This window comes from Anabaena sp. FACHB-1391, assembly GCF_014696755.1.
Taxonomy (GTDB): Bacteria; Cyanobacteriota; Cyanobacteriia; order Cyanobacteriales; family Nostocaceae; genus Dolichospermum; species Dolichospermum planctonicum.
This window is the reverse complement of the sequence record NZ_JACJQS010000016.1, coordinates 25,926-51,460: the sequence shown is the minus strand read 5'-3', so window position 1 is coordinate 51,460 and position 25,535 is coordinate 25,926. Positions and strand designations below refer to the sequence as shown.

Sequence of the window (25,535 nt, the reverse complement as noted above, 5' to 3'; positions counted from 1 at the left end):
TTTTACTAGTGAGTGTTCAATTTCAGATTGATAACCAATAACTAATTTACTACGTTTCATATTTCTCATAAGCAGCAACAATGCGCTGTACTAAAGGATGACGCACTACATCTTTCTGAGAAAATTCACAAATAGCAATCCCTTCTACGTTTTTTAAAATTTGTAAAGCCACATCTAAGCCGGATTTTTGATATGCTGGTAAATCAGTTTGCGTAATATCACCTGTAATCACCATCCGGGAATTAAAACCTAAGCGCGTCAAGACCATTTTCATTTGCGCCGGTGTAGTGTTCTGGGCTTCATCAACAATTATAAAAGCATTATTTAAGGTTCTTCCCCGCATATAGGCCAGTGGTGCAACTTCGATGATTTCCCGCTCGATTAAATTGGGGACTTTTTCCGGGTCTATAAACTCATTAATGGCATCATAAAGGGGACGCAGATAGGGATTAACTTTTTGCTGTAAATCTCCCGGTAAAAAACCGAGTTTTTCCCCGGCTTCCACTGCGGGACGAGTTAAAATCAACCGTTCAAATTGATTACTAAGTAGTGCTTGAACTGCGACAACTACAGCCAGATAGGTTTTCCCTGTTCCCGCAGGACCAATACAAAAGGTTAAATCGCGTCTGCGAAGCGCGTCTATATATTGGCGTTGGTGAAAGGTTTTAGCGCGAATTTCTAACCCTCTGCGAGTTTTGGCTAGGATATCGCGCTGTAAGTCCTGTAATTGGTCTTCTGTATTGGTATCGAGGGCTTGACGGGCTGTGAGAATATCAGCACTAGAGATATTATTACCTTTACTCCATAAATTTTCTAGCGATCGCACCAATTTCTTTACTAATTCTACCTGTTTTGGTGTCCCTGAAATTAATAATTCTTGTCCCCGCAGAACTAAATTAGCTCCTGTTTGTTGAGATAAAAACTTGATATTAGCCTCACTATATCCTGCTAAAGCGATCGCACTGGACATATTAGGCAGTTGGATCAAATCATCTGCCATATTATTCTTGAATTGGGTGAAAAATGGTTTTTAACAAAATTAATATTTTCCTATTCCATGTAAATTTAAAATTGTCTAAGTAGGTAGACAAAATTAACCATATAAATGATTTACATTTCATGTAAGGGTAGCGACCCCGTGGCTACCTCAGCGGGGCAATTTAACTTTCCGTTAGTTAATATGTTTATGATTGGGAAATAGGCTGACAACACTTGTTAATTCTTGGCTGGTAAATCCGCAATAAACACGGAATTATTAGCCAAGATTTGACAATACTGTTGTCTCCCGTCTCCAACAATCTCAACTGACTACTTGACAAAGGCGGAAATTAACCAAATACTAAAAATTTCTCAAAAGCTTATTTAATCCGCTTTTTTTAATTTTTAATATTTAATTTTCATGCAGCTGATATTACCGCAAACGTGGTTTAACAACAGGTTTGGGAATATTACTCTCTCTTTCTTTCGACTTGGGTGGTAGTGTCCGCTCTTCCTGTTCTTCATCAAAAGACATACTTTCCCGACCTGGGGAAGCACCACCGTAGATATCCAGGTATACTGATTGACCAGCTAGTTCTGCTGCGGCGGCAATTACAGAGCGAATTGCCTGGATATTGCGTCCCCCTCTACCAAACACTTTTCCTTTATCTGTACTATCAAAAGCAATGCGTACCCAAGCCCGCTTCAGGGTTTGAGATATTTCACAATCAACCTTTAAAGATTCTGGAGATTCTAAAAACGGCTGCACAAGAAACTTTACCAGCCCAACATAATTGGGACTGGTTGCTAAGGATTTAATCTCAAAACTATGATGCGGCTGTTGCACTGACCTGTTCAAAAACGTTAGCTTTTACGAGAATACGACGGACTGTATCAGTAGGTTGAGCGCCTTGTTGTAGTCGCTGCACAATACCAGGAATGTCTAATTTTACTTCATCTGTTCGGGGATTATAGAATCCTAATTCTTCTAAGGGGCGACCGTCACGACGAGCCAGGCTGTTAATGGCAACAATTCGGTAACTTGCTTCTCGCTTTTTGCCAAATCTTTTTAAACGCAGTTTGATCATGTTGAGAACTGTTTCTCCTGTTCCTAGTTAGTGAGTTTGCAACTGATTGATGAGGAAGTGACTGGGTTATGACACCCGCGTTCACAATTTCCGACACTGAAACGCTAATTTTAGCACTTCTTGGCCGTGAATGGCTATTAGTTAGTTGTCAGTTGTCAGTTGTCGGTAAGAAAGATATTCTTTTAAGCCCCCTGCTCCCGTGGTTTCGGGATAAAACAGTTGTAGCACCTCAATCTTTACTCCATTATCTGCACTAATTCATTATAAACGATTTTGATAAATTCTAGGTCTTGAGCTAGACTAGGTGCTTATTTCCGCACAGACCAAGAGCGAACTTGACCTAAAGTTACAGGAATGCGATCGCTCACGTCAATGGTAAATAGATAGACTTTTTTAGCTCTGCGGCCATTTTCCGGGTCAAAAAACTTTAATTTCACATCCCAACAATCACTATTAATGCGACAGAAAGGACTTTTTTGCACTTCAATACTATCAAGCTGCATCCCTGTAGAAATAGCTTGAGAAAAACTAGAAGCCGCTTGAAAAGCATTAGTTACAGAAAAATTCAGCGCTCGATCTTTAGCAAATTGTCCTAAATTTCGCAAATCATAGTATACTCGATTTAAGAAACTACTCAAAGCCTTTCTCATGGCCATTTCTTGGGCTGGTGGTGTAGCTTCCGTAATTACAGTTTGCATTGACATATCTACTAAACTATTGACTTTCCAGCCATACATTCCCCTAGTATTAGTTAGAGTAATTACAGGCACAACTTGACCAGAAAATAATTCCACAGTTCTATCTGTTAATCTTGCAGGAATACTTACCCGTTCCACAAAATCATCACTATCTTCTGGTTGAATTTGTCCCTCTAACATAGCAATTAGAGTTTCATAGATATCTGCGGCAAAACCACTTACAGGTTCTAAAGCATAAATAGGAGTTAATTCTTGGTTAAGAGTCCAAATTAAAGGTTTAGCTTCAGCGGGATTTTCTGATAGATAATTCACCATTTGCCGGCTATCATAGGGATTAGCAGGGATAATTGCCCCGTCCATATTCACTGCACCAGGAAGAATAGAGGGAATACACCAACATTCCCCTTTATCATTACCACCTGGGGCAACAATTAACATATTGTTATCTTGGCATTGTTTCACAGCACGGGCAAATAAATCAGGTGCTACTCCGGTTTGGGTAGGGTGACAAGCAGCGATATGGATAATATTCGCTCCCCATTGCCAAGCGGTATTAATAGCGTGGGTAAGGTTGATAGGGGAAATAAAATCATCATTAGCGAAGGAAATAGGAATATTTAATGCTGTACATAAAGGGGCAATACCAGGGGCGGGTGTGCCGTGTTGCCCTAAAATTGTGCTAGAAATGTGAGTAGCATGACTGGATAATTCAATGCGTTGTCTAATAGCTGGAGGGAAAGGTGCAAAAAATGCCTCCCGTTCTTTTTTTGCCTCTTCTTTATCGTGGTCGGGGTCGTCTTTTTTGTCTTTTTGTTGTTTGTTAAAATCTAAATATAAATTGAGATAATAATAGTATTCAACGTTTAAGTTCAATATCTTCTGCCCAGTAGGGTTTAAATTGACTAAATTTTGCCCCTTGAAAACAACTGCGTTCTAAATCAGCAGCACCATCAAGGATAGCAATTTTAATGCGAGGGTCGCCTTTTGTGCGTGTCCAAATTTGGGAGATTCCGGGGATGTCGGTAAGGTTAGGCATGATTTTGATTGTGTTGTTGTAATTGATGTTATGATTATGGGTGAAAAGTCTAATTTTTTATAAAGTTAATGCCAGCTAAAGATATTTTTCATGATGCTGTTAGGATCGGGTTAGAAAAAGACGGTTGGGTGATTACAGATGATCCTTTAAGGATAGAAGTCGGTGATGTGGAAATGTATATTGATCTCGGTGCAGAGCAAGTTTTAGCTGCTGAAAGAGAAGGAGAAAAAATAGCTGTAGAAATTAAGAGTTTTATTGGTACATCTAATATTTCTCAATATCATGATTTATGATCCAGTTCAGGAGGTAATTGTAGCATGGAAAAACTAGAACAATATCGCAATTATGTCAAACAAGTGATCACAGAATATGCTCAATTAGGTTCAGCTAAAGATGAAATTGAACAACAATTAATTTTTGATAGTTTTGGTGATCATTATCAATTGATGTATGTGGGTTGGAAAAATAGAAAACGGCAGCATGGTTGTGTTTTGCATTTGGATATTAAAGATCAGAAAATTTGGATACAACATGATGGAACTGAGATTGGTATAGCAGATGAATTAGTTAAATTAGGAGTGCCAAAATCAGATATTGTTTTAGCATTTCATGAACCTTTAGTGAGACAATATACAGGTTTTGCTGTTGGTTGATTTTCACATATATTTTACATGAATTGTACATCATTTTTGGAAATATTTACATTATGTCACATTATGTCATACAGTGATTTTACCCTCAGAAAAGTCAAGCAAACCTTTGGCATAAACACCATTGAAAATCAAAAGTTTCTGCCAGAAATCCAACCAATAGCTGCTAGTGCAACCCTGACTGATTTTTTAGCAGAAAGTTTACCATTAGCTATAGCGACAGGAAGTGAAAAAGCACGTTCTGAGTTAATCATTAGTCCGGTTTTACTAGAGGTTCGTAAGATTTTACAAAGAAAAATTAGTTTATTTTCTGGTACAGATTTTACTGTAGATTCGGCTTTAGGATTGAATGGAGTCTGTGATTTTGTTCTCAGTCTTTCAGCAGAACAGTTAGAAGTGGAAGCACCAGCAGTTATGATTGTGGAAGCTAAAAAATCAGACTTAAATCCGGGTATTGGCCAGTGTATTGCGGAAATGATTGCTGCTCAAAAATTTAATGAAATTAATAATCAACCCATTCCTACAATTTATGGTAGCGTCACTAATGGTACTGTTTGGCGATTTCTACAATTAACGGAACAAACTGTAACAATTGATTTTACAGATTATCCCCTTCCTCCTGTTGATGTCATTTTAGGAATTTTAGTTTGGATGGTAACTGCTGCTAACTAGATAATCTACTAATAAAATTCTCATGTTCTGGACTTGCTAAACCCTGCTGCAAAACAGCTAATACTCTACCTAAATCTCCTCCTAATAATGCTGTTTTATCTAACCATAAACCGGGGAATACTTGGGAACAAATTATATTATCTGCATTGGCTTGAAGTTGAATATACTCCCCTTGTTGTAATCTAAACCAATCAAATTGATAGTCATAAACTCGCCAGATTAAATATTCTTGGACTTGATTACGACGATAAACTTTGAGTTTTTCATGCACATCATAGGAAGCACTAGAAGCAGCAATTTCCACAATTAATTCTGGCGCACCTTCTACATAATCATCTTTATTTATTCTTGATTGTCCTCCTGTTTCAATTCTTAATAAAGCATCCGGTTGTGGTTCGTTATCTGTATCTATTAGCACTGTGGCATTATCGGCGAAACCTATGCCCGGTGTAGCTGCTTTATAAACTCCCAGCCAAGTCATAATATAAGCATGGGGTTCTCCATGACTTTTGATTCTTAATGGTGATGCCACGTAAACTACTCCTTCAATTAATTCGGCTTTTTTGAGATTCGGCATGGCATGATAACGCCGTTCAAATTCATGACGGGTTAATTTGTCGCCGTTTTCTAGGGGAGGAATAGTTAAGATGGGAGAAATTGCAGTAGTAGATATCATAAAATTTGCTCAAATTTTGCAGAAAATGAAATTGTCACCAATCACGATTTACGGTTACTGAGCGGAGTCGAAGTACAGGATTTCAGGATTTACAGGATGTTACCCAACATTTCGGTGATTTTGTGATTTAATGTTGTTGGGTTGCGCTGTCGCTTAACCCAACCTACATCTAACTTATAGATATCATTATTGTCAGATTATGTCTTTTTTAAGCTATATTTTGTAATATTTGGGGTTGGGGTATAGGCTTACCGATTTGATTATAGCCATACAGCAAATCTTCTAACACTTCCTTAGCATTTTCTAGAGCTTCTTCATAGCTTTCTCCGTGGGTTTTAGCATATTTTCCCCACTCAGGTAAAAAAGCAATATACGCTTGATCTTCTTGGGACCATTGAATTAGAATACTATATTTCATAGTTCATCTCCTTTTTCTAGTTGTTCAAGTTATTTGATACTTTCTATTATATCTTTCTCTTGATAGGGTTTTGCATCTTTGCTGTCTTTGCCAGGTAGAATTACAGGTTATTGTTAGTTTCTGTTGGTGGTTGTAGAAGAACTCATTTGATAATAAAGATTCAAATTTTCTATTCTTCCAGCTATTATTTCCTTGTTAGCATTCGTATGGACTTATTACATGGTGCTAATTATAATGACCCCGCCGCATTTCAAAATCGTAGCTATCAGCAAATTAAATCTTCTTGCAGTTGTGCAATTTAGGAGTTATCAAAGTTATGAGTAAACAAAAGAAAACCCCCGCAAATTCGAGTCAACCAGAACCTCAACAGTCACAAGAAATTGAACGCAAATTGTTATCTACTGGTTTGGAAGATTATGGTTTTTGGTCACAGGAAATGGCTAGACAAAAAGCCCAACAAACTGAACCTGATAAACCTTTCCGTCGTGGTCGCATTTGGTGTTAGTTGGTGGTGTTAGTTGGTGCGGTTTTCATATCTCCGACTTCTTTGAGAAGTTGGGGATATTCATTAATACACAGGAAACACTTTACTTAAATCAAGCTGTAAATCAGTAAACCAAGGTAAAGATATCACCTGAGTAGGTAAAACAATTCGCTTATTTGTATACCCAAATATCCCCTGTTTATTTTGATATGGTTCACTGTAACATTCCAAGCAATTATCTAATAAATTAAATATCCAATAATCAGGTATTCCCGCTTTTGCATAAAGAGGTATTTTCACTTTTTGGTCATAGTCTATGGAAGAATCTGCAACTTCTATGACTAACAATATATCTGTCCCTTGTGGGTGAGATGAAAAATAATCATCATCACGGTTTTTGACAATGGCAAAATCTGGTTCTGGTTCGCTTTTGGGTGGTATACTGATAGGGGCTTGAGATTGCAGAATTGCTCTATCTTCTATAAGTTTTGGAAGTTCCTTTAATAGCTTTCTTAAACAAGTTTCATGTGCCGTACCTTTTGATACCATTTCTACCAATTCTCCGTTAATTAATTGAATGTGATCATCTTCTTTTAAAAAGCCAATTTCGATGAGTTCGTGATATTCTTCTAGGGTGAAGCTTTTAACCTGAATTGTAGTCATATATGTTGCTCCTTGAGGATTTGCTATTATATATTCTAAAAATCCCAACACACTGAACCTGATAAACCTTTCCGTGGTGGTCGCATTTGGTGTTAGTTGGTGGTGTTAGTTGGTGCAGTTTTCATATCCCCGACTTCTTTGAGAATTTGGGGATATAATTCTAATTTTTAGAGATTATTGAGATCAATACCTTTAGCTGCTAATTTTGCTAATAGGTCTTGATAATTTTTGTGTTCTTGGTCGGCACGTTGTTTTTCTTGTTCAGCACGTTGTTTTTCCTGTTCAGCACGTTGCTGTTCCTGCTCGGCGCGTTGATATTCCTTTTCTGCACGTTGATTTAATTCTACAGATGTGAGAAACTTACCGCCATGAGGATAATAAATTTCTAAGTTATCTGCTGTGAGTTTAAAACGTATGTCTAAACGCGGGCTGACCCAATTATTAATATCCTCAATTGCCTCTAAACATTCTTGTTCAAGAATAAATCCTGTTAATTCAATTGTATCTGGATTATATATATAATACTCTTCTACTCCATAACGTTGATAAAAGAGGATTTTTTTGGCCATTTCTTTGGTAGTATTTCCTGGAGAAAGGATTTCAAATACCACTTGGGGAGGAATATTATTTTCTTGCCATTGTTTATAAGAACCTCTATCACCTTTGGGTCTTCCAAACACCACCATAACATCAGGTGCTTGTCGGGTTTTTACACTTCCTTCTACAGGATACCAAAGTAAATCACCAGCTATAAATACATCATCGTTTGGTGCGAATAATATTTCTAAATTTTCCTTAATTTTAACAATCCATTCATATTGTTTAGTATTATCGGACATAGGGTTGCCATCACTATCAGGGTAGATGATTTCTGGTTTGATTTCCGGTGGTATAAGTTGCTGTACCATATCTAAATCTCCATTTTACCAAAGGTAAATAAAGTTTTGAACACAAGCAGTGGCACTGATGAATATATCAACAATTATAGTAATTATAGTAATAATAGTAATTTTATGGTGATTTGCGATCGCTTTGCGTTTTTTGAGACTTTAGACAAACTCCGTAGTTAACTACCTTTGGCAAGTCCCGAATTTATGGAAAAAATCCGGGATTTTATGCTCAAATTCTAAAGAGTGCCAAAGCCTTTTTTCTTTTTCTCTTTCTTTTTCTTCGCTGGTGGTGCGCCACCGGGGTAACCACGCCAGCCCGGTGCCGGGCGATTTCCTGCGGCTAAAGGATTTCCACCCCCAAACATTCCTGGCATACCGGGGATGCCACCCTGTCCCATTTGCTGCATGAGCGATCGCATTTTTTGAAAGTCCGCCACTAGTTTGCTTACATCCGCTTCTCTGTATCCAGAACCAGCCGCTATTCTCTTTCTCCGACTGGGAGAACTAGATAATAAATCTGGATCACGTCTCTCTTTTCCAGTCATGGAATTGATCATCGCTTCACAGCGTTTTAACTGGGTTTCTCCCTGCTTTAACTGGTCATCGGAAAGCTTGTTCATACCCGGAATCATCTTCATGATTCCACCTAATGACCCCATGTTTTTCAACAACCGCATTTGCTTGAGAAAGTCAGTAAAATCAAATTTCGCTGACAGGATTTTCTCCTGCATTTTCTCCGCGTCTGCCAAATCTATCTCTTCTTGGGCTTTTTCTACTAGGGTGAGAACATCCCCCATGCCCAAAATCCGCGAAGCCATGCGTTCCGGGTAAAATGGCTGCAAGGCCTCGACTTTTTCCCCCACACCCACAAATTTAATCGGCGCGCCGGAAATTTGCCGCACAGATAACGCTGCACCACCTCGGCTATCCCCGTCCATTTTTGTCAGGATTGCCCCTGTAATACCAATTTTATCATGGAAGCTGCGCGTTAGATTTGCCGCTTCTTGCCCGGTCATTGCGTCCACAACCAGCAAGGTTTCGTCGGGTTCAACTACCTGTTTAATACGGGCTAATTCCGCCATCATCCCTGCGTCTATTTGCAACCGTCCGGCAGTATCAATAATTACTGTATTTATGCCTTCTGCTCTGGCGCGTTCCACACCCTGACGCGCAATTTCTACAGGGTCTGCCTCAATTCCCAGTTCAAAAACTGGTACGTCAATTTGCTTACCCAGAGTGATTAATTGATCAATTGCTGCGGGACGATAAATATCCGTAGCCACTAATAAGCAACTACGCTCTTGTTTGCGTAAATGTAAGGCTAATTTGGCTGTAGCTGTGGTTTTCCCTGTTCCTTGTAAACCAGCCATTAACACAACCGTGGTTTTCCCTGTAACTTCCGCTAAGGGAACATTTTCCTCCCCCATGACCCGCACCAGTTCATCATAAACAATTTTGATGAATTGTTGGTCAGGACGCACACCGCTGATAACTTCAGCCCCTTGTGCTTTGGTTTCAACTTCGCTAATAAAATCTTTAACGACTTGAAGATTAACATCTGCTTCCAACAAAGCCCGACGCACTTCCCGTAAAGCGTCTTGAATGTTAGATTTTGATATTTTATCCTGTCCTCGCAGTTTTTTCCAGGCGGATTCTAAACGGTCAGATAGTGCATCAAACATAGTTCAGTTACAATGTAGTTAGTCTGTTGAGAATATTTGGTAAGTTTTTCAGGATCTTCAATACCCAGCTTATCCGACTCTAGCAGTCCATTGATCTGGTAAACCGTAACTTTCAAAGTGTTTTATTTAGTAATAAGTATCCTCAGCTATAGAAAAAAGAACCACTTTAGACAGAGAGGATACGGAGAAGTCAGGAAAACTGCTGTATTTTACAAAGGAATCTATATGACAAAAACATGAGCGAAAAAATAGACCATGACCGCTTATTTAAAGAACTGATATCCACATTTTTCATAGAATTTATAGAACTATTCTTTCCCCAAGTTCTTAAATATCTAGATACCAACTCAGTGTCATTATTAGACAAAGAATTATTTACAGATGTTACCGCAGGAGACAAATATGAAACCGACTTAATAGCCAAAGTCCGATTTTTAGGTAAACCTTCTTACTTTCTCATTCATATTGAAGCCGAATCAGGAGCAAAACCGAAATTTAATCAAAGAATGTTCCGTTATTTTTCCAGATTACATGAAAAATTTGACTTACCAATTTATCCGATAGTCATTTTTTCATATTCTTCTCCCAAAACCTTAGCCATAAATAACTATCAAATCAGCTTTCCTGATTTAGAAGTGCTAAAATTTAATTATCAAGTCATACAACTAAATCAGCTAAATTGGAGAGACTTTTTAAATCGTCAAAATCCAGTTGCATCTGCTTTAATGTCAAAAATGAATATAGCACCAGCAGATAGAGCAAAGGTAAAAGCAGAGTGTTTAAGGTTGTTAGTAACCCTAAAATTAAATCCGGCAAAAATGCAATTGATATCAGGATTTATTGACACATATTTGCGACTGAATAAAATAGAAGAACAGACATTTAAAGCAGAAATAGGTTCATTAATACCAGCGGAAAAGGAGGAAGTTATGCAGATAGTTACTAGTTGGATGGAACAAGGTATTGAACAAGGTCGTCAAGAAGCAATTGTCAAGGAAAAAGATTTAATTGTCCGTCAAATCAAGAGAAAAGTAGGAAATATTGATACTGAATTAGAAAACCGGGTGAAAAGTTTAAATATCGAGGTAATTGAAGTGTTAGCAGAAGCAATATTTGATTTAGATACTGTGGAAGATCTACAAAATTGGTTAGATAAGCATGATTAAGTTAAAATATACCAATAACCATGATATGACAAAAACATGAGCGAAAAAATAGACCATGACCGCTTATTTAAAGAACTGATATCCACATTTTTCATAGAATTTATAGAACTATTCTTTCCCCAAGTTCTTAAATATCTAGATACCAACTCAGTGTCATTATTAGACAAAGAATTATTTACAGATGTTACCGCAGGAGACAAATATGAAACCGACTTAATAGCCAAAGTCCAATTTTTAGGTAAACCTTCTTACTTTCTCATTCATATTGAAGCCGAATCAGGAGCAAAACCGAAATTTAATCAAAGAATGTTCCGTTATTTTTCCAGATTACATGAAAAATTTGACTTACCAATTTTATCCGATAGTCATTTTTTCATATTCTTCTCCCAAAACCTTAGCCATAAATAACTATCAAATCAGCTTTCCTGATTTAGAAGTGCTAAAATTTAATTATCAAGTCATACAACTAAATCAGCTAAATTGGAGAGACTTTTTAAATCGTCAAAATCCAGTTGCATCTGCTTTAATGTCAAAAATGAATATAGCACCAGCAGATAGAGCAAAGGTAAAAGCAGAGTGTTTAAGGTTGTTAGTAACCCTAAAATTAAATCCGGCAAAAATGCAATTGATATCAGGATTTATTGACACATATTTGCGACTGAATAAAATAGAAGAACAGACATTTAAAGCAGAAATAGGTTCATTAATACCAGCGGAAAAGGAGGAAGTTATGCAGATAGTTACTAGTTGGATGGAACAAGGTATTGAACAAGGTATTGAACAAGGTCGTCAAGAAGCAATTGTCAAGGAAAAAGATTTAATTGTCCGTCAAATCAAGAGAAAAGTAGGAAATATTGATATGGAATTAGAAAACCGGGTGAAAAGTTTAAATATCGAGGTAATTGAAGTGTTAGCAGAAGCAATATTTGATTTAGATACTGTGGAAGATCTACAAAATTGGTTAGATAAGCATGATTAAGTTAAAATTTATAAAACTGTACTTGACTTATTACAGCAGTTGCCCATATTCTGAGGTACAGATATTAATGATAAAAACATTGTGGTGCGGGCATACAACGGACAAACTCAGTACAAGTCTTGCCTGTTAAAATTGTACCTCAACCTTATGGTAATCTGCTGTAATTTATTGACAATCTCAAAAAAGAATTAGATAGTCTAGTCTAATCACTTGTGGAAATTGCCAAGCGAATCTGGTTAAGTTGAGGAGTGAGATTTTCTAATAAAAGCGTTGCTGTTTCAATAGATTTTACCATATCTTTTACAGCAATTAAGTCTTCTTCAGAGGAAACTTGTTTAGAAATATTTTTCATATCCTCTCCTACAATATATGTAGATTTTCTTAAATTATTAACCGCCTTCGTCAGATTATTAATCTCAGTTATAGTTACCTCTTTATTGGGTGATATCAAAATAGACAAAACATCTGCCACCTGTTCAAAATCTTTAGTAAAAGTATCAAGTGGAATCATATTATTCTCTATCCTCTTAACTGCTTTACCTCTTTGTAATGCCATAATTGATTGTCCTTTCAGCAATTGAACAGCAGCTTCCCTAAAACCAAATTTAGATTTAGCACTTTCCGGTTTCAGGGTTTTTGGTTGCCCGGTATTGTAATTGGCATTGAAATTTGTGTTGCTAACCAAAATATTAACAGTTTTAAATATATTCTCCAATATAGGACCGATGATAGGAATAGGAATAGGAATAGGTTTAACATCAACAATTTTATCCGATTGAGATGTTTTCCCTGCTAGTACAGGCTTACCCAAAAGAGTAGTAGCAAATAATGGACTTAGAAATAAAACCATTGTAAAATTAATTTTTTGTTCCCGGAAAGAAAATTTCATGATCATCACCTTTTTATGAATTACAAAAGTTGCCAATTTTAAAATTGAAATCCGTAGCCTATGCTAATACCAAGTCTCACACCGTCTCCCGCACTACCCGTGATGTCAATAGCCGCAGGAGTAATTACAATGGGTATATTCGCAAAAGGTGCGATAGACAGCCCTACATTTAAATCCTGACCAGTCCATTCAGTAAAAACATTCATCTGGTCAATTACCCTCAAACCAGCACTACCAAAAACACCCACGGAATCAGTATTATTAAAAATTTGACTCTCCGTGCGAAACCGTCCATTACCAAGCCCAGCATTAAGATACAGCCGACTAAGGGGGTCAAACTTGCTCTGCTTGAGTTTTACAACCTTGCTGACAACGCCATAAAGACTAGTATCGGTATCAGTAGCACCCCAAACTAAAGAATTTTCCAGCCCTACAGCAGCCCTAAAATTCCCCGGTAAAACCCGATGCAACTTAAAGGAAAAACTACCCCTCTCACCAAAGGTTTGATTGCTATTAATACCTAAATCGTTGATATTAATACCGACATCAAAACCAATGGTATGATCGGGATCACCTAAACCAAAAGTTATCCCCATACCACCATCAGCAGTCTGGGTAAAACGAGTCCGACTCTGAAAACCAGCGCCAATGCCCATATTTCCAAAAGAAGCACCATAGGCGCTCGGTACGTCAAAACTATCACCAGGGGAAGAAGTCCAAATAAACTCAGGAATGTTGTTCTCTAAGACCTGTAGCCGTTTCTGTAAGTCTTGAATTTGCCTATCCAGTTCTCCTGGAGTCGGGGAGACTGCTGGTGTTGTTGTTTTGCCAGGTAAGGTATTTTCATCATTCACAACATTTTTCTGAGCCAACACCGTGGGAACTGAATCATTTTTTGTTGTTTGTGTCTCAATGTTAGAGAAAACAGGTAAAACTGAGGTATCATCAGAAATAGATAGATTCCCAGGCTGGATTATGTTTGGGTCTGATTGGTTGGTTTGGGCTAAGGCTTCAATATTATACCCATCGCTAGAATAACTCTGAGCTAAAGCCAAGCCCGGAATCAGGCAACAAAACAAGGTGGTCATAGTTCCCAACCTTTGCAGGAGGTAAAAATTGACGTGACTCATTGTTGTTTTAGTGCAGATAGGGAATTTTTATTTGATACTTTATACTTTTACTTTAATTGTGAATTTTAACAACCCAGAAAAATACGGATTTAAACGTCTCTTTTGTGAAATAATTTTAGAAGAAAAAAAACGGAAAAAATTAGAAAAAATCGGGTCAACTTTTGCTACAATACTTACAACCCTTAGTATGTATAGTTTTCATGAATGTAAACGAAATTTTACAATTTGTAGATCGGCTGGTAGTTGAACACACAGGAAAACATCTGGATGATGTGCAAAGGGCTGTGGTGGTGGGAACATGGCAAAGACAAACCTATGATGATATTGCCCAGCAGTGCAATTTTAATAAGAATTATGTAAGTGATGTGGGGGCAGAACTCTGGCAACTTTTATCATCTGTCTTGAGTGAGGATATAAAAAAATCTAATTTTTGTTCTACGATTGAAAGATTTAGACTCACTGAATCACCAGTTATTATACAAAATCATCATCAAAGTAATAATAATCAAAGTAATAATAGTTTTAATATTTGCAACTATCCCTATGCGGCAAATCATAAATGCCAAAGAAATGAGCAAGAACTAACTTATCACGATTTAAGCACCGCGCCTCAAATCTTCGAGTTTTACAACCGAGAATCTGAACTAGAAATCCTTTGCTGTTGGCTACTCAAGCAAAATAGCCGTCTCATTTCAGTTTTAGGCCTACCTGGTATTGGTAAAACTACCCTAGTAAAAAAATTAATTGACCTGAATTATCAACATTTTGAAATCATTATTTGGAGAAACTTAACTTTTCCTAAAAGTCTTGATTTACTGATTAGTGATTTGTTGAAATGCTGCAAACAGCAACTCCAGGAAACATTACATGAACAATTTCAACAACTCTTGGATCTTTTCCAGCATCAAAAATGCTTAATTGTTATAGATGATGTGCAAAATCTTTTTATACCTGGTGAATTGGCTGGCGAATACCGACCGGAATATCGCAACTATCAAACATTTTTCCAAGCAATCAGGGAAACCTATCATCAAAGCCAGATCATTTTAATCAGTCAGGAAAAATGTCCAGAAATGCAATGCTTAGACAAAGAATTGTACCCCTTTCAATGCCTGGAATTGTTAGGAATAAATAACAGAGAAATTCTGGAAAATATGGGGTTAAAAGATGAAGATAATTGGCTGAATCTGATTAAGTTATATCAAGGTAATCCCCAATACTTAAAAGATATTGCTGCTTTAATAAAAGACTGTTTTGATGCGAATATTGCTGAATTTTTAGCTGATAATAAGTTAATCATTACTAGTCAGATGAAAAGGCAGTTTAAACAATTATTTGATCGATTGTCATCTGTGGAAAAGCAACTCGTTTTAGAACTAAGCAAAACTGAAAACCCCGTGGTTCGAGAAAGTTTAAAACAGTCCCTAAATTTATCATCTATTGAATTTATTAATGGACTACAATCTCTACAACAACGCTATCTCATCATCAAAACCAAGGCAGATAAAACTCTGTTTCATTTGTCTCCTATTTTTAGGGAATATGTCAAATCACTTCTTAAATAAGTAGATTGGGACTTAGGTAAGATGTGCCTACAAACCTTATTTTTACCAAGGGTAATTCATGAATTACGCCTACTTTTGTTCTTTTTCGTGGGAATGCTAGCAACTTTGGCGGCCAAGATGCCCAGACCACAAGATTTTAATCATTCCTATTCATGAAAAAGAAAAAATTTCGCATTTTAAGAGTTAAAGGTATTGACTTGTGCTGGGGAATTTGGTATAATGGATTCTGACAAGGAAGAACTATCTTGCAGTAATTGTATTTAATTATAGAAATCGCCATACATCAGATCCCAGACTTCTTGAAGAAATCCGGGGTCTGATGGACTAGGAATATAGGAAAATTTAAGAATGAGAATCTTGGGGTAAAATCATTTCTCGAATGGCTGTGGCTGTGGCTGGGGCGAGTAAAACACCATTGCGATAGTGTCCCGTAGCCAGAAGAACATTAGTAAAACCCGGTAACTTATCAATAACTGGTGCTGGTCGTCCTTCAGGACGGGGACGCAGTCCCGACCAAGTGCGGAGAACCTTAGCGGCGGCTAAATCTGGGGTAAAAGCGATCGCTTGTTGTCTAACAGCATCTAATAATTCTTGATTTGGCGGTATTTGGTCTTGATCATTAGGAAATTCTACCGTTGCACCAACCCAATAATCACCATTGCCCATGGGGACAATATGCACATCATTACCAGTAATCACCGGTTGAAAATCAGGATTTCCTAAAGTCCGTCCTAAACTTAGATATAAAGCTTGTCCCAGTACCGGACGGATATTTACCATCTGATCTAATTTTGCAGTTAAAGCCGTTGAACCCAAACCCGCAGACATGATAAACCAATCAGCGGTGACTTTACCCTGTGTAGTTTCAATAAAATTACATTTGTGTGCTTCTGCCAATGCTTTTTTGATGTGTAAGGGTGTTGGGGGGGGAGGAGGTGGGGTTTCTGTACCCGTAACAGACACACCAAATTGAAAATTTACCCCATTGCGTTGGGCGGCATCTACTAAAGCTAAAGTTAAAGCTGTAGCATTTAATTGTAGATCTTGGGGAGAATAGACAGCCCCAATACTTTGGGGATAATTAACCTGGGGGCAATATTTTCCGAGTTGTTCTTGATCCCAAACTTGTAATTGCCAACCTTGGGATTGACGAATTTCCCGCAATTGTTCCCATTCTGAAAGTACCTCAACGCCACTTTCTAGGGGACGCTCTAAATTTTCCGATAACAACATGACGATTCCTTGCCGGTTACAGGGGATTTTCCGCCCCGTAATTGCTTCTAATTCAGGAATCAAAGTTCCATAGCGTTGGATACTACTTTCTCGCATTCGCCAAGCAATACCCTTAGTTTTACTGCTAATTACACCCATTAATACACCGAGGGCGGCGCTAGTAGAACCTTGTGCCGGTTGTTTTTGCTCAAAAACAGTGATATTTAAACCTTTAACTTGGCTCAGTTCATAGGCGATCGCCGCCCCAACCACACCACAACCGATAATTACTACATTCATGGTTTTCGCACTTGAGTCAGGGGTGAAGAATGAAAAGTCTTCCTCTCCACCCTATCACTCCATCACCCTAGCATTTTGTGATTCAAGACTCGAAAGCAGGCAGGAAGCAGGGAGTAGAGGGAGAATTATAATAAATTATATATATTTATTATTCTTTACCCTATTCCCTGTTTCCTCCTACCTGTTGCCTGTGGCCTTTTCCTTTAGCTACTTTTTTCGGGAACTAGTTCTAAGAACTTGTCAATATCCGCAAAAGCTTGTTTGTAATTACTCAAAGCCTGACTGGTATTGCCAACGGTAGCAGATTGGTCTATTTTTACTAAGTCATTCAACAAATCTTTAATGATTTGTCTTGCCTTTCCCTGGTTCTGCTGTGCCAAATTGGGGACTACATAAGTCATATTTAACTTAGCTTCCGTCATCGGTCCATGGATAAAATTGCCGACTTTTATCCATTCACCCTCAGAAATCAAGCTTTTCAGTTCCCCTTGGCGATCAATTACCGCTTTAATTCCCGGAACATACTCCTGAATTTTAGCAACTTCCGCTGCTGTATAAGATGGTGGTAAAGTAGCAACACTAGGACCACCACAACCAATCAGGAATGTTGCTAATAATACGAAAATCAGTGAGAAAATAGAACGTTGACGCACCATAAATGGAAATTAATTTTTTCTTTGGTTGCCGATGAACAGTGTTATTTTAGATCGCTATGTAATCAACCGTTACAATTAACTTAGGTTTTTCTGTCTTTATCTTCATCTTCCCTCCAGGCTAACCGAATATAGGAGATTATTGAGTGAACGCAGCCGAACAAGCCACAAACGTCGAATTTGCCAGCAAAATTGCTACGGTGGTCAATTTGTTTAAATACGAATTTCCTGATGTCAAATCTGATCTCAAACCCTGGCATAATGACCTGGAAACCAGAGAATTAGTAGATCCAGATTCCATTGACATCGGTTTTCACTTCCCAGGTGTCAGCAAATCTTGGCGCTGTCGCAGTATTTTAATTCAAATTCGATTTTATCAAGATCCCATCACTGATCACCGTCGCGCCATTGGTGTGGAAGCGGCTGGATTTGACCATCGTGGTGAAGTTTGGCGACTTTCTACGGTGGAAACCTGGAGTTTTATCGGTGATTCTGTACCTTTGGCTGTTGTTGGGGAAAAACTCAAACAGGTTTGTCGGCAAATTTTAGAGGTGTTTAATCGGCCGAGTCAGTAAAAATAACAGTAAAAATAATTAGTTTTTCTTTAGTTTTTCTGTTGATCTAACGCCCATTCCCACCTTTGCTTTAAATCATTACAGTGATTAGAGGGTAAAACTTGATCATGTTGAAGTCTACCAACGACAATTCCCGGTGCAATATCAATCTCATTAGCAAACTGGATAATATTGGTTTTACTAATTTGTGAAACTGAGTCCAGAAATCGTTGTAAATCTCCAGGAGGAATGAGTATATCCGCAGAGAATTTGTTAGCTTCCTGCTCTTTTTCTTGATCCTCAACGGAGATAATACCTGTTCCCTCAAGAAAGAAATCCCGCTTACCATGTAGTAAAATATGACCAGCTTCATGGAAGAATGTAAACCACAAATGATCATCAGTTTTATACCGCAAACTGAGTTGAATAAGGGCTTTGTCAGCATTCAACCAATGAGTTGCACCACTAGTTCGCATTTTCGGAAGTTCTGGCAGAAAAACCACAGCTACACCAGCTTCTGCGCATAATTGTATTAATTTTGCTTGGAAAATTTCTGGTGGTTCTAATGTGAGAGTACGGATTTTTTGTAGTGTCTCTTTAAACTTATTGGCATTGTAAGGAGCGCAAACAATTGCCGATGCTTCGATTTCTCCCCGACGTAACCAAGCAGATACAGCTTTAGGGTCGCTTTGAAATGCTTGAGATTGACGAAAATTTATATGATGATTCAACCATATACCCTCCCATTGTTCAGGGGAGGCGACGGCGAAAAAATTTAACACTTCCCGCAGTTGCTCTACTTTATCCCCACAGCGGCGAATCCAGCCAGATTTAATCATAGCTGTGACAGGAATTTCTTTCAGCCAGGGTACTTGTTTTGCTAAACGCTTTTTTTCTTCCTTTTGTGCTAAAAATTCCCGGTAATGTCGTTCGTGATTGTTCCAAAAACTGGCTGGGATATTGAATACCCGTTCTAGTTGCAATGCTGTTTCTGGGGTAATTGCGGCTTTACCCTTAATAATTTCATTAATTGTTTTTTTTGGTCTTCCTGTCCGTTCAGCCAGTTCTGCTTGGGTCATACCCCTATCTTCCAGCACTTCCAACAGGGTATCCCCCGGAGGTGAAACGTAATCTGGATTGTACCGATTTTGGATCTTACTTTCCATGATAATTCTCCACGCCGATTATTTTTACGGTAGTTACTTGATTCCAGTCGAGACCACCATCTAATTTGGTGGGAATTGGGTGATTTGCAGGTTCAAAGATGAGTCTGTATGGATGATCCAAGTCAAGCGCTAATTGACCTGCTCGATCATGAACTAATTCGTGGCAACGTCCAGGAACATTTCGCATATCCTCTAGTACGTTGGCGTAAAGTAAGGAATTGAGCCGTTTTTGGATGCGTTTTGCTCGATCTGCACCATGATTTTTGACTAAAAGGCGTTGGTTATTGCACTCTTCTTCAAATTTGCTATTCTCGAATACAATATCCATTATACCAATTTTTCATAAATATTGTTAACCTTTAAGGTTAAATATATTTTAGGCTTTAAATGCAAAAATAACGGCAATAGCCCAGAAAAGAGGTTTAAATTCTTACATAATAGAACTCATGTACTAAATTAAAGTCTGACTCAAAATTACTCATGATCAGCTTTGCAACTACCATCTAGACAGTATACTGATTGATAGGTTTGAGAACGCTTCCCAAACAATGTATAACGATGATCCCGAATTTGTTCATAAAACCTATCCCCTGCCCATTTCATCCCCGGTAACGCCCGATACGCATCCACAAATATACTACCCAAAGGCAATAGTCGTCCAATTTCCTCAGCAGCATTACTACCTTGCCAACGTTTCTCTGTGGCATTACTATCAATTAAAATCATCCCCTGTTGACAATCTATTGAAGTAATTCCCCATTGGCATAATGTCTCTTCATCTTGCATAGAAACGTAGCGAAACAGTTTCCCTTGGTCTAAAGTTTCCAACAATTGGACTAAAGTTACACAAAGATTACAGTTGCCATCATAGATCACGTAGTAGTTCATAAAATTATTAGCCATAGTATATTTTTGGTAAGTATCTTACTTTTTAGTGTGTATTTGGGAATTTACCTGTAACTACTTTACTATATAAACAGATGAAAAATATTTATTATCTGGTACAAACAACTAACTATTAATAGTAAGGTGGAATCATGACTCAAAATACCATTAATTATGTAATTCATGATGGCGATGCCCGTGGACATTATCATATTGACTGGCTCAATAGTTATCATACATTTTCTTTTAGCAGTTTTTATGATCCCAAGCGGATGGGATTCCGTTCTTTGCGAGTAATTAATGATGATCGCATTGCTGCTGGTGCAGGATTTCCCACTCATGGACATAAGGATATGGAAATTCTTACTTATGTTTTATCCGGTGCTGTTGAACATAAGGATAGTTTAGGCACAGGTGCGGTAATTCTTCCTGGTGAAGCACAGGTTATGAGTGCGGGAACGGGAATTATGCACAGTGAATTTAATCCTTCTCAAACAGAAGAATTACATTTACTGCAAATCTGGATTTTACCAAATCAGCAAGGACTAAAACCTAGATATGCACAAAAAGCTTTTCCTATAGAAGAAAAGCGGGGAAAACTGCGGTTAATTGCGGCTGAAGATGGACGAGATGGGGCTGTAATTATTCACCAAGACTTATCCTTATATGCGGGAATTTTAGCACCAGGTGAGGTGGTAAATTATCACGTTCAAAATCATCGTTATGCTTGGTTACAAATAGCTAAAGGTGAAGTAGTTTTTAATAATCATGAATTAAAAGCAGGAGATGGTGTAGAAATTACAGGAGAAGAAAAATTAACAATTAGCAGTAATTCAAATGGGGAAATATTACTGTTTGATTTAGGTTAAAATACAGACTAGTATCGGCGAAAGTCAAAAGTTAAACCGAAAACAGTGTTTATTCAGATTCAAAGGTTATGCGCTCAGACTGATATGCGGGTGGTTCAACATGAATTAAAATCCTGACTGGACTGAAACGTTTTTCTAGTTGTCTTTCTACTTCTTCGGTGATAATATGAGCAGTCTCTACATCGCGTGCATCTACAATTAAGTGCATTTCTATAAATACTTGACGACCGATGACACCACGGGTGGCGATATCATGACAGTTAATGACACCAGGTACGGAAACTGCAATTGTATGAATTATTTCTGGAGCGATCGCCATTTGGTCTACCAGCCAAGGTAAATTTTCTTTTAAAACTGACCAACCACTCCAAAATACCAGTAAAGCCACTGGGAAAGCCAGTAGGACATCTAACAACTGATAACCCAACCAAACCCCAATTAAACCACCAATAACGGAGATTGTTACCCACACATCACTCATGGTATGGGTAGCATCAGCGACTAAAATGGAACTACCTACTCTTCTCCCGACATTGCGCTCATAAAAGGCGACAAAAATATTTACTCCTAACACAATCAGTAATAACCACAGTTCTATAGGTGATACTCTCACAGGTTCACCACCTTTGATAATTCTTTCTACTGCACCTTGGACAATTTCAAAACAGGCTATACCTAAAAATGCAGCGATACCTAAAGCCCCCACTGCTTCAAATTTATTGTGTCCATAAGGATGCTCTCGGTCTGGTAATGGTGAAGAAAACTTAATAGCAACTAATCCTAAGACATTATTAGCACTATCTGTCACACTATGTAAAGCATCCGCTAGTAAACTTAAAGAACCTGTCCAATAACCTACAACGACTTTTAAACCCATGACGAATACATTCAGCAGGAGAGTGATAATTAAAACTTTCCTAACTTCAGTGCGGTTATCGTAAGTCATATATTTATAATTGTGATTTGTGGAAAAAAGAATAGAGAATTTATTCTCTTACTGTACAACAATAGGTATTTATTTCTAGGAATAAATATCCAGGAAATAGGTCAAAATTTGCTAATTAAGAATTAATATCTTTATTACACAAAAAGATTCTCAACTTCTTTGAGAAGTTGGGTATCTGGGAGCATCTTGAGGTAATATGGATAATTACGAATTATTTTTAATAAGTAGCTTATGTCTTTTGTACCTTTAACACTAAATCTAGTAGAAGGTTCTGTTTCCTTCAGTTTTTCACCCCAAGCAGCGCAAGAATTAAAAGCAGAAATCAATGAATTAATGAAAAGCCTCAAAGCTGTTGCTGCTAAAACCACCCCAGGTACAGGTAAAGTTAGCCCCCAACCCTCCCTGGAGTATCGTTATACTGGGGATGTATTTGTGGAGATATTTTGTAATCCTAATATCTGGCCTACTCCCTTTGCGGCTAAAGTTTTGTTAACAATTCGCAATTTAGGTATTCGGTTGACAACAGAGGCGGAACTTACCCGCGTTATTGAGGATCTTAATCAGTATTTAGAGCAGTTTTAAATTAGGTAGTAGGGAAGAAGGGGAATTTTTGCCAATAAACATCTGGTGAAAATTAAATGTGCGTATATCTCACTCTCATACAGAGTATGGGAATGAGATCACCAGATAAGTTAGCACCCCTGACTAAACTTGTCACCAAATTCCGGTGGAGCTATTGTTACTAAGCTATTTTTTGCTTGGACTTGCTTTATGAAACATTCTATGTATATACTATGTAATAGGATTTTCAACCAGACAACACCCAAAGTTACCAAGTATGGATTTGGCAATATGAGCAACTCAGTATACAAAGTATTTGCAGAAATCGAGTCTAAAGCCAAACTACTAGCTCAATATTGGGATAACTTTCATACAGAAATATCCCAGCACCTACCGGAGAGTTATCAACCGGAAATACAAGAACTTACCGATAAATTAGAAACAGCATTAAATCAATTAGTCTACGAACTACAAAATCCTACTCTCACCCTGGCCACAACGGGAACTACCAGCAGTGGTAAAAGCACTCTGGTTAATTTGCTATGTGGTGCGGAAATTGTCCCGGTTGCAGTTAGTGAAATGAGCGCTGGTGCAGTGACCATTGAGTATAGTCAAGAAAAATCTCTGATCATTCATGAAACACCAGGGGCGTTATGGGAATGTGGAGAATGGAGAGGCATTAGTGACGATAAAATTTATCAACGTCTTTATCAAGCAATGATAGGTTATATCGAAAATAGAGAAACCCAACCTAATTTAGCCTGTCCCCAATCTACAATTACTTATCCTTTTCGACTGTTAAAAGAATCTCAATTACAATTACCAAAAGCAACAAGAGTAAGAATACTTGATTTACCTGGTTTAGCTTATGTGGGTGATCAGGGTAATGCTAATGTGATTAAACAATGTCGAGAGGCTTTGTGTATAGTTACTTATAATAGTGCTGAGACAGATTCTCAGAAGGTAAAAAGTTTATTGCAAGAGGTAGTACAGCAGGTAAAAGATTTAGGTGGTTCTCCAGCGCGGATGCTTTTTGCACTGAATAGGATTGATGTTTTTCGAGCCGATAGAAGCTGGCCAGAATCAGAAAATCGGTTTGTAGAAAAAGCTATTCGTGATATTAAAAATGAATTAACTGAGCAATTAAAGGAATATACAGAAGATATTGAAAATTTAAAAGTAGTTAAACTGAGTACATGGCCTGCTTTGTTAGCTTTGCAAATTCAAAACCAAGATGATTTTTACAGTGCTGAAGCTTGTAAAAAAGCCGATAATCATTTTAATGGCTTAATTGAAGATATTTTAGAAGATTTGCCACGTAATACACAAAAATGGAATAGACACGATAAAAATAGAGTTGCTGAAGCATTATGGGACAAATCCTATGGTGAGGAATTTCAGGAAAATCTCAGGGAACATATTAATAAACATTTTCCCCAGTTAGTAATTCCCCAAATTATAGAACGTTTTAATATAGCTGCTGGAAATGCGATCGCGGAATGGGCAACACAGACAACAAATGCTATTCTTAATAGTTCGGAGGAACGGTATCAAGAAGAATGTGAAAAGATATCACAGATTAGATCATCAATTGAGCGTTTTCTGAAAATTAGCGATACAAATTTAAGAAAACCTTTTGAAAAATTAGATACAAAAGTTAAGCAAGTTCTAGCAGAGGAATTAAAAGAGGAATTAAAAGATGATGCTGTAAATCATATCAAAAAGGCAATTGCGGAATTGCAAAATGTAGCACCATATAAAGAATTGGGAGAAAAATTATCTCCCCTGTTTGGATGGCGTGATGCGTTAAGAAAAGGACTTCAGGAAGTATTAGAAGCGGTAGCCAAGTCTTTAGAAACTGGTAAGATAGACTTAAACAATCCAAATTTGAAAAAGGCAAATATTTCAGATGTAAATTTACTATCCAGAAACTTAAATCATTTAGTCAACTTGGGTTATACTGCTGCCGTTGCTAAAGAAGGTAAAACAATGGAAGCAAAGACAGAGGAAGAGAAAAATCAACTTCAAAAAATCAATGAAGAACTGAATGAATTAGCTATCCACCTCAATATTGTCATAGAGGATGTATTAAAGCAAATTTCTACCCAAGAATTAAATAGGATTTATGAAGCTGTATCTCAACTATTTCGTCACCATTTGTCTTATACTGAAGATGGATTAAATACAATTGCACCTGATATATCTATCAAGTTTTCTGATTATCAACTCAATCAAGTTGATCATCAACTAACATTCAATTTTCAGTTTACAGCAGGATTTGCGATTACACAAGGAACATGGCTAGAAGCAATAAAGATTGAAAAAAAGCGAAGAGATTGGTACACATTATGGCTTTGGGAACATACTTTTTATGAAACCCAATATGAAACCCGTTCTAGTGATAATGCTCAAGTACCTAGTGTGGAAGACTTACTAGCAGGTTGGATTATCCAATCACAAGGTGAACAAATTAAAATAGTAAATCAAATTGCGCGTTGGTTGTTAGAACAAATTGACGTTCTAAAAAAAAATGTAAATAATATTCAGAATGATATTCTTGATCGTTATCAAGAAAAACTGGATAGAGCTAACCAAGAAATTACCTTAGATTATGAAAAACAAAAAGATGTTTGGCTACCTATGCAAGCAAAAGCTCAAAATCTATCAGCAGAATTTTCTGGTTTAGAAACTTCCTGGAAATTCAAGAACTAATCTTGTAAGTAAA

At 37.5% G+C, this 25,535-nt stretch carries 30 protein-coding genes and 2 pseudogenes; 14 read left to right on the top strand and 18 right to left on the bottom strand.

Going from position 1 to position 25,535, the window contains the following annotated elements; translation table 11 throughout:
* Positions 1-49: 49 nt before the first annotated feature.
* The 3 genes from H6F62_RS09860 to rpsP all read right to left on the bottom strand — a co-directional run bounded on the left by H6F62_RS09860 (position 50) and on the right by rpsP (position 2,066).
* Positions 50-1,000 (bottom strand): PhoH family protein, encoded by a 951-nt coding sequence (locus H6F62_RS09860; protein WP_190371932.1) that lies wholly within the window; start codon positions 998-1,000, stop codon positions 50-52.
* 411 nt (positions 1,001-1,411) lie between these two features.
* Positions 1,412-1,798 (bottom strand): KH domain-containing protein, encoded by a 387-nt coding sequence (locus tag H6F62_RS09855; protein ID WP_137907663.1) that lies wholly within the window; start codon positions 1,796-1,798, stop codon positions 1,412-1,414.
* Positions 1,799-1,805: 7 nt separating this feature from the next.
* On the bottom strand, positions 1,806-2,066 hold the full coding sequence (gene rpsP / locus H6F62_RS09850) for a 30S ribosomal protein S16 (protein WP_137907635.1): 261 nt from the start codon (positions 2,064-2,066) through the stop codon (positions 1,806-1,808).
* Positions 2,067-2,134: 68 nt separating this feature from the next.
* Here rpsP and H6F62_RS09845 point away from each other — a divergent pair, with 68 nt between their 5' ends.
* Positions 2,135-2,323 (top strand): hypothetical protein, encoded by a 189-nt coding sequence (locus tag H6F62_RS09845; RefSeq protein ID WP_190371931.1) that lies wholly within the window; start codon positions 2,135-2,137, stop codon positions 2,321-2,323.
* Between the two features lie 51 nt (positions 2,324-2,374).
* Here H6F62_RS09845 and H6F62_RS09840 read toward each other — a convergent pair whose 3' ends face one another.
* Together H6F62_RS09840 and H6F62_RS20920 are read right to left on the bottom strand one after the other, a co-directional pair.
* Positions 2,375-3,637 (bottom strand): PatA/PatG family cyanobactin maturation protease, encoded by a 1,263-nt coding sequence (locus H6F62_RS09840; RefSeq protein ID WP_242025962.1) that lies wholly within the window; start codon positions 3,635-3,637, stop codon positions 2,375-2,377.
* Positions 3,621-3,800, bottom strand: a complete 180-nt coding sequence (locus H6F62_RS20920; protein ID WP_228036437.1) for a hypothetical protein — start codon at positions 3,798-3,800, stop codon at positions 3,621-3,623. The genes H6F62_RS09840 and H6F62_RS20920 overlap by 17 nt, the downstream gene beginning before the upstream one ends.
* 68 nt (positions 3,801-3,868) lie before the next feature.
* Here H6F62_RS20920 and H6F62_RS09835 point away from each other — a divergent pair.
* The 3 genes and pseudogenes from H6F62_RS09835 to H6F62_RS09825 all read left to right on the top strand — a co-directional run.
* Positions 3,869-4,084, top strand: a pseudogene (locus H6F62_RS09835) (element excision factor XisH family protein); the annotation flags it as partial.
* A gap of 33 nt (positions 4,085-4,117) precedes the next feature.
* Entirely contained in the window at positions 4,118-4,453 is a 336-nt protein-coding gene (locus H6F62_RS09830) for a XisI protein (RefSeq protein WP_137907637.1), read from the top strand.
* Positions 4,454-4,516: 63 nt separating this feature from the next.
* Positions 4,517-5,122, top strand: a complete 606-nt coding sequence (locus H6F62_RS09825; RefSeq protein WP_137907638.1) for a hypothetical protein — start codon at positions 4,517-4,519, stop codon at positions 5,120-5,122.
* Here H6F62_RS09825 and H6F62_RS09820 read toward each other — a convergent pair.
* On the bottom strand, positions 5,115-5,798 hold the full coding sequence (locus H6F62_RS09820) for a Uma2 family endonuclease (protein ID WP_190371930.1): 684 nt from the start codon (positions 5,796-5,798) through the stop codon (positions 5,115-5,117). The genes H6F62_RS09825 and H6F62_RS09820 overlap by 8 nt on opposite strands.
* Before the next feature lie 208 nt (positions 5,799-6,006).
* Positions 6,007-6,216: a type II toxin-antitoxin system HicB family antitoxin gene (locus H6F62_RS09815; protein ID WP_168465420.1), complete on the bottom strand. Its 210-nt coding sequence runs from the start codon at positions 6,214-6,216 to the stop codon at positions 6,007-6,009.
* Positions 6,217-6,326: 110 nt separating this feature from the next.
* Between H6F62_RS09815 and H6F62_RS21190 the strand changes: the two genes are divergently transcribed.
* Positions 6,327-6,518: a cyanobactin biosynthesis system PatB/AcyB/McaB family protein gene (locus tag H6F62_RS21190; protein WP_347238704.1), complete on the top strand. Its 192-nt coding sequence runs from the start codon at positions 6,327-6,329 to the stop codon at positions 6,516-6,518.
* Between the two features lie 14 nt (positions 6,519-6,532).
* The gene (locus tag H6F62_RS09805) at positions 6,533-6,721 is read left to right on the top strand and encodes a cyanobactin biosynthesis PatC/TenC/TruC family protein (protein ID WP_236097104.1); all 189 of its coding nucleotides are present in this window, start codon (positions 6,533-6,535) and stop codon (positions 6,719-6,721) included.
* 63 nt (positions 6,722-6,784) lie between these two features.
* On the opposite strand, the gene H6F62_RS09800 is transcribed toward H6F62_RS09805, so the two are convergent.
* Positions 6,785-7,363 (bottom strand): Uma2 family endonuclease, encoded by a 579-nt coding sequence (locus tag H6F62_RS09800; RefSeq protein ID WP_137907639.1) that lies wholly within the window; start codon positions 7,361-7,363, stop codon positions 6,785-6,787.
* 167 nt (positions 7,364-7,530) lie between these two features.
* Positions 7,531-8,271, bottom strand: a complete 741-nt coding sequence (locus H6F62_RS09795; RefSeq protein WP_190371929.1) for a Uma2 family endonuclease — start codon at positions 8,269-8,271, stop codon at positions 7,531-7,533.
* Between the two features lie 36 nt (positions 8,272-8,307).
* Between H6F62_RS09795 and H6F62_RS21185 the strand changes: the two genes are divergently transcribed.
* Positions 8,308-8,433 (top strand): hypothetical protein, encoded by a 126-nt coding sequence (locus tag H6F62_RS21185; RefSeq protein ID WP_277878589.1) that lies wholly within the window; start codon positions 8,308-8,310, stop codon positions 8,431-8,433.
* Between the two features lie 56 nt (positions 8,434-8,489).
* Here H6F62_RS21185 and ffh read toward each other — a convergent pair whose 3' ends face one another.
* Entirely contained in the window at positions 8,490-9,935 is a 1,446-nt protein-coding gene (gene ffh, locus H6F62_RS09790) for a signal recognition particle protein (RefSeq protein WP_190371928.1), read from the bottom strand.
* Positions 9,936-10,171: 236 nt separating this feature from the next.
* Between ffh and H6F62_RS09785 the strand changes: the two genes are divergently transcribed.
* Both H6F62_RS09785 and H6F62_RS09780 read left to right on the top strand, forming a co-directional pair.
* Positions 10,172-11,101 carry a DUF4351 domain-containing protein gene (locus tag H6F62_RS09785; protein WP_190371927.1) on the top strand — a complete coding sequence of 310 codons (930 nt, stop codon included), beginning with the start codon at positions 10,172-10,174 and terminating at the stop codon, positions 11,099-11,101.
* Between the two features lie 36 nt (positions 11,102-11,137).
* Positions 11,138-12,080: pseudogene (locus H6F62_RS09780) on the top strand (DUF4351 domain-containing protein).
* 202 nt (positions 12,081-12,282) lie between these two features.
* Here H6F62_RS09780 and H6F62_RS09775 read toward each other — a convergent pair.
* Together H6F62_RS09775 and H6F62_RS09770 are read right to left on the bottom strand one after the other, a co-directional pair.
* Positions 12,283-12,969, bottom strand: coding sequence for a hypothetical protein (locus tag H6F62_RS09775; protein WP_190371926.1), 687 nt, complete (start codon positions 12,967-12,969; stop codon positions 12,283-12,285).
* Between the two features lie 38 nt (positions 12,970-13,007).
* Positions 13,008-14,057, bottom strand: a complete 1,050-nt coding sequence (locus H6F62_RS09770; RefSeq protein ID WP_190371925.1) for a hypothetical protein — start codon at positions 14,055-14,057, stop codon at positions 13,008-13,010.
* 242 nt (positions 14,058-14,299) lie between these two features.
* On the opposite strand from H6F62_RS09770, the gene H6F62_RS09765 reads away from it, so the two are divergent.
* Positions 14,300-15,664 carry an ATP-binding protein gene (locus tag H6F62_RS09765; RefSeq protein WP_190371924.1) on the top strand — a complete coding sequence of 455 codons (1,365 nt, stop codon included), beginning with the start codon at positions 14,300-14,302 and terminating at the stop codon, positions 15,662-15,664.
* Positions 15,665-16,006: 342 nt separating this feature from the next.
* Here the strand turns inward: H6F62_RS09765 and H6F62_RS09760 are convergent, their stop codons facing one another.
* Positions 16,007-17,176 (bottom strand): FAD-dependent oxidoreductase, encoded by a 1,170-nt coding sequence (locus H6F62_RS09760; RefSeq protein WP_190371923.1) that lies wholly within the window; start codon positions 17,174-17,176, stop codon positions 16,007-16,009.
* A 203-nt stretch (positions 17,177-17,379) separates the two neighbouring features.
* Positions 17,380-17,832 carry a photosystem II protein PsbQ gene (gene psbQ / locus H6F62_RS09755; protein ID WP_190371922.1) on the bottom strand — a complete coding sequence of 151 codons (453 nt, stop codon included), beginning with the start codon at positions 17,830-17,832 and terminating at the stop codon, positions 17,380-17,382.
* 143 nt (positions 17,833-17,975) lie between these two features.
* Between psbQ and H6F62_RS09750 the strand changes: the two genes are divergently transcribed.
* Positions 17,976-18,404, top strand: a complete 429-nt coding sequence (locus tag H6F62_RS09750; RefSeq protein WP_137907644.1) for a hypothetical protein — start codon at positions 17,976-17,978, stop codon at positions 18,402-18,404.
* Positions 18,405-18,433: 29 nt separating this feature from the next.
* Here H6F62_RS09750 and H6F62_RS09745 read toward each other — a convergent pair whose 3' ends face one another.
* From H6F62_RS09745 to H6F62_RS09735, 3 genes are all read right to left on the bottom strand, one after another.
* Positions 18,434-19,549, bottom strand: a complete 1,116-nt coding sequence (locus H6F62_RS09745) for a helix-turn-helix domain-containing protein (RefSeq protein ID WP_137907645.1) — start codon at positions 19,547-19,549, stop codon at positions 18,434-18,436.
* Complete coding sequence (locus tag H6F62_RS09740) at positions 19,539-19,877, bottom strand: killer suppression protein (RefSeq protein WP_137907646.1); 339 nt, start codon at positions 19,875-19,877, stop codon at positions 19,539-19,541. The genes H6F62_RS09745 and H6F62_RS09740 overlap by 11 nt, the downstream gene beginning before the upstream one ends.
* A 146-nt stretch (positions 19,878-20,023) precedes the next feature.
* Positions 20,024-20,437 carry a DCC1-like thiol-disulfide oxidoreductase family protein gene (locus H6F62_RS09735; protein ID WP_137907665.1) on the bottom strand — a complete coding sequence of 138 codons (414 nt, stop codon included), beginning with the start codon at positions 20,435-20,437 and terminating at the stop codon, positions 20,024-20,026.
* Positions 20,438-20,586: 149 nt separating this feature from the next.
* On the opposite strand from H6F62_RS09735, the gene H6F62_RS09730 reads away from it, so the two are divergent.
* Positions 20,587-21,303 carry a pirin family protein gene (locus H6F62_RS09730; protein ID WP_190371921.1) on the top strand — a complete coding sequence of 239 codons (717 nt, stop codon included), beginning with the start codon at positions 20,587-20,589 and terminating at the stop codon, positions 21,301-21,303.
* Between the two features lie 49 nt (positions 21,304-21,352).
* On the opposite strand, the gene H6F62_RS09725 is transcribed toward H6F62_RS09730, so the two are convergent.
* A complete protein-coding gene (locus tag H6F62_RS09725) occupies positions 21,353-22,249 on the bottom strand; it encodes a cation diffusion facilitator family transporter (RefSeq protein WP_190371920.1) in 897 nt (298 codons plus the stop codon).
* A 231-nt stretch (positions 22,250-22,480) separates the two neighbouring features.
* On the opposite strand from H6F62_RS09725, the gene H6F62_RS09720 reads away from it, so the two are divergent.
* Together H6F62_RS09720 and H6F62_RS09715 are read left to right on the top strand one after the other, a co-directional pair.
* Positions 22,481-22,831, top strand: coding sequence for a hypothetical protein (locus tag H6F62_RS09720; protein WP_028090359.1), 351 nt, complete (start codon positions 22,481-22,483; stop codon positions 22,829-22,831).
* Positions 22,832-23,101: 270 nt separating this feature from the next.
* On the top strand, positions 23,102-25,522 hold the full coding sequence (locus tag H6F62_RS09715; RefSeq protein ID WP_190371919.1) for a dynamin family protein: 2,421 nt from the start codon (positions 23,102-23,104) through the stop codon (positions 25,520-25,522).
* The last annotated feature ends 13 nt before the right edge of the window (positions 25,523-25,535 follow it).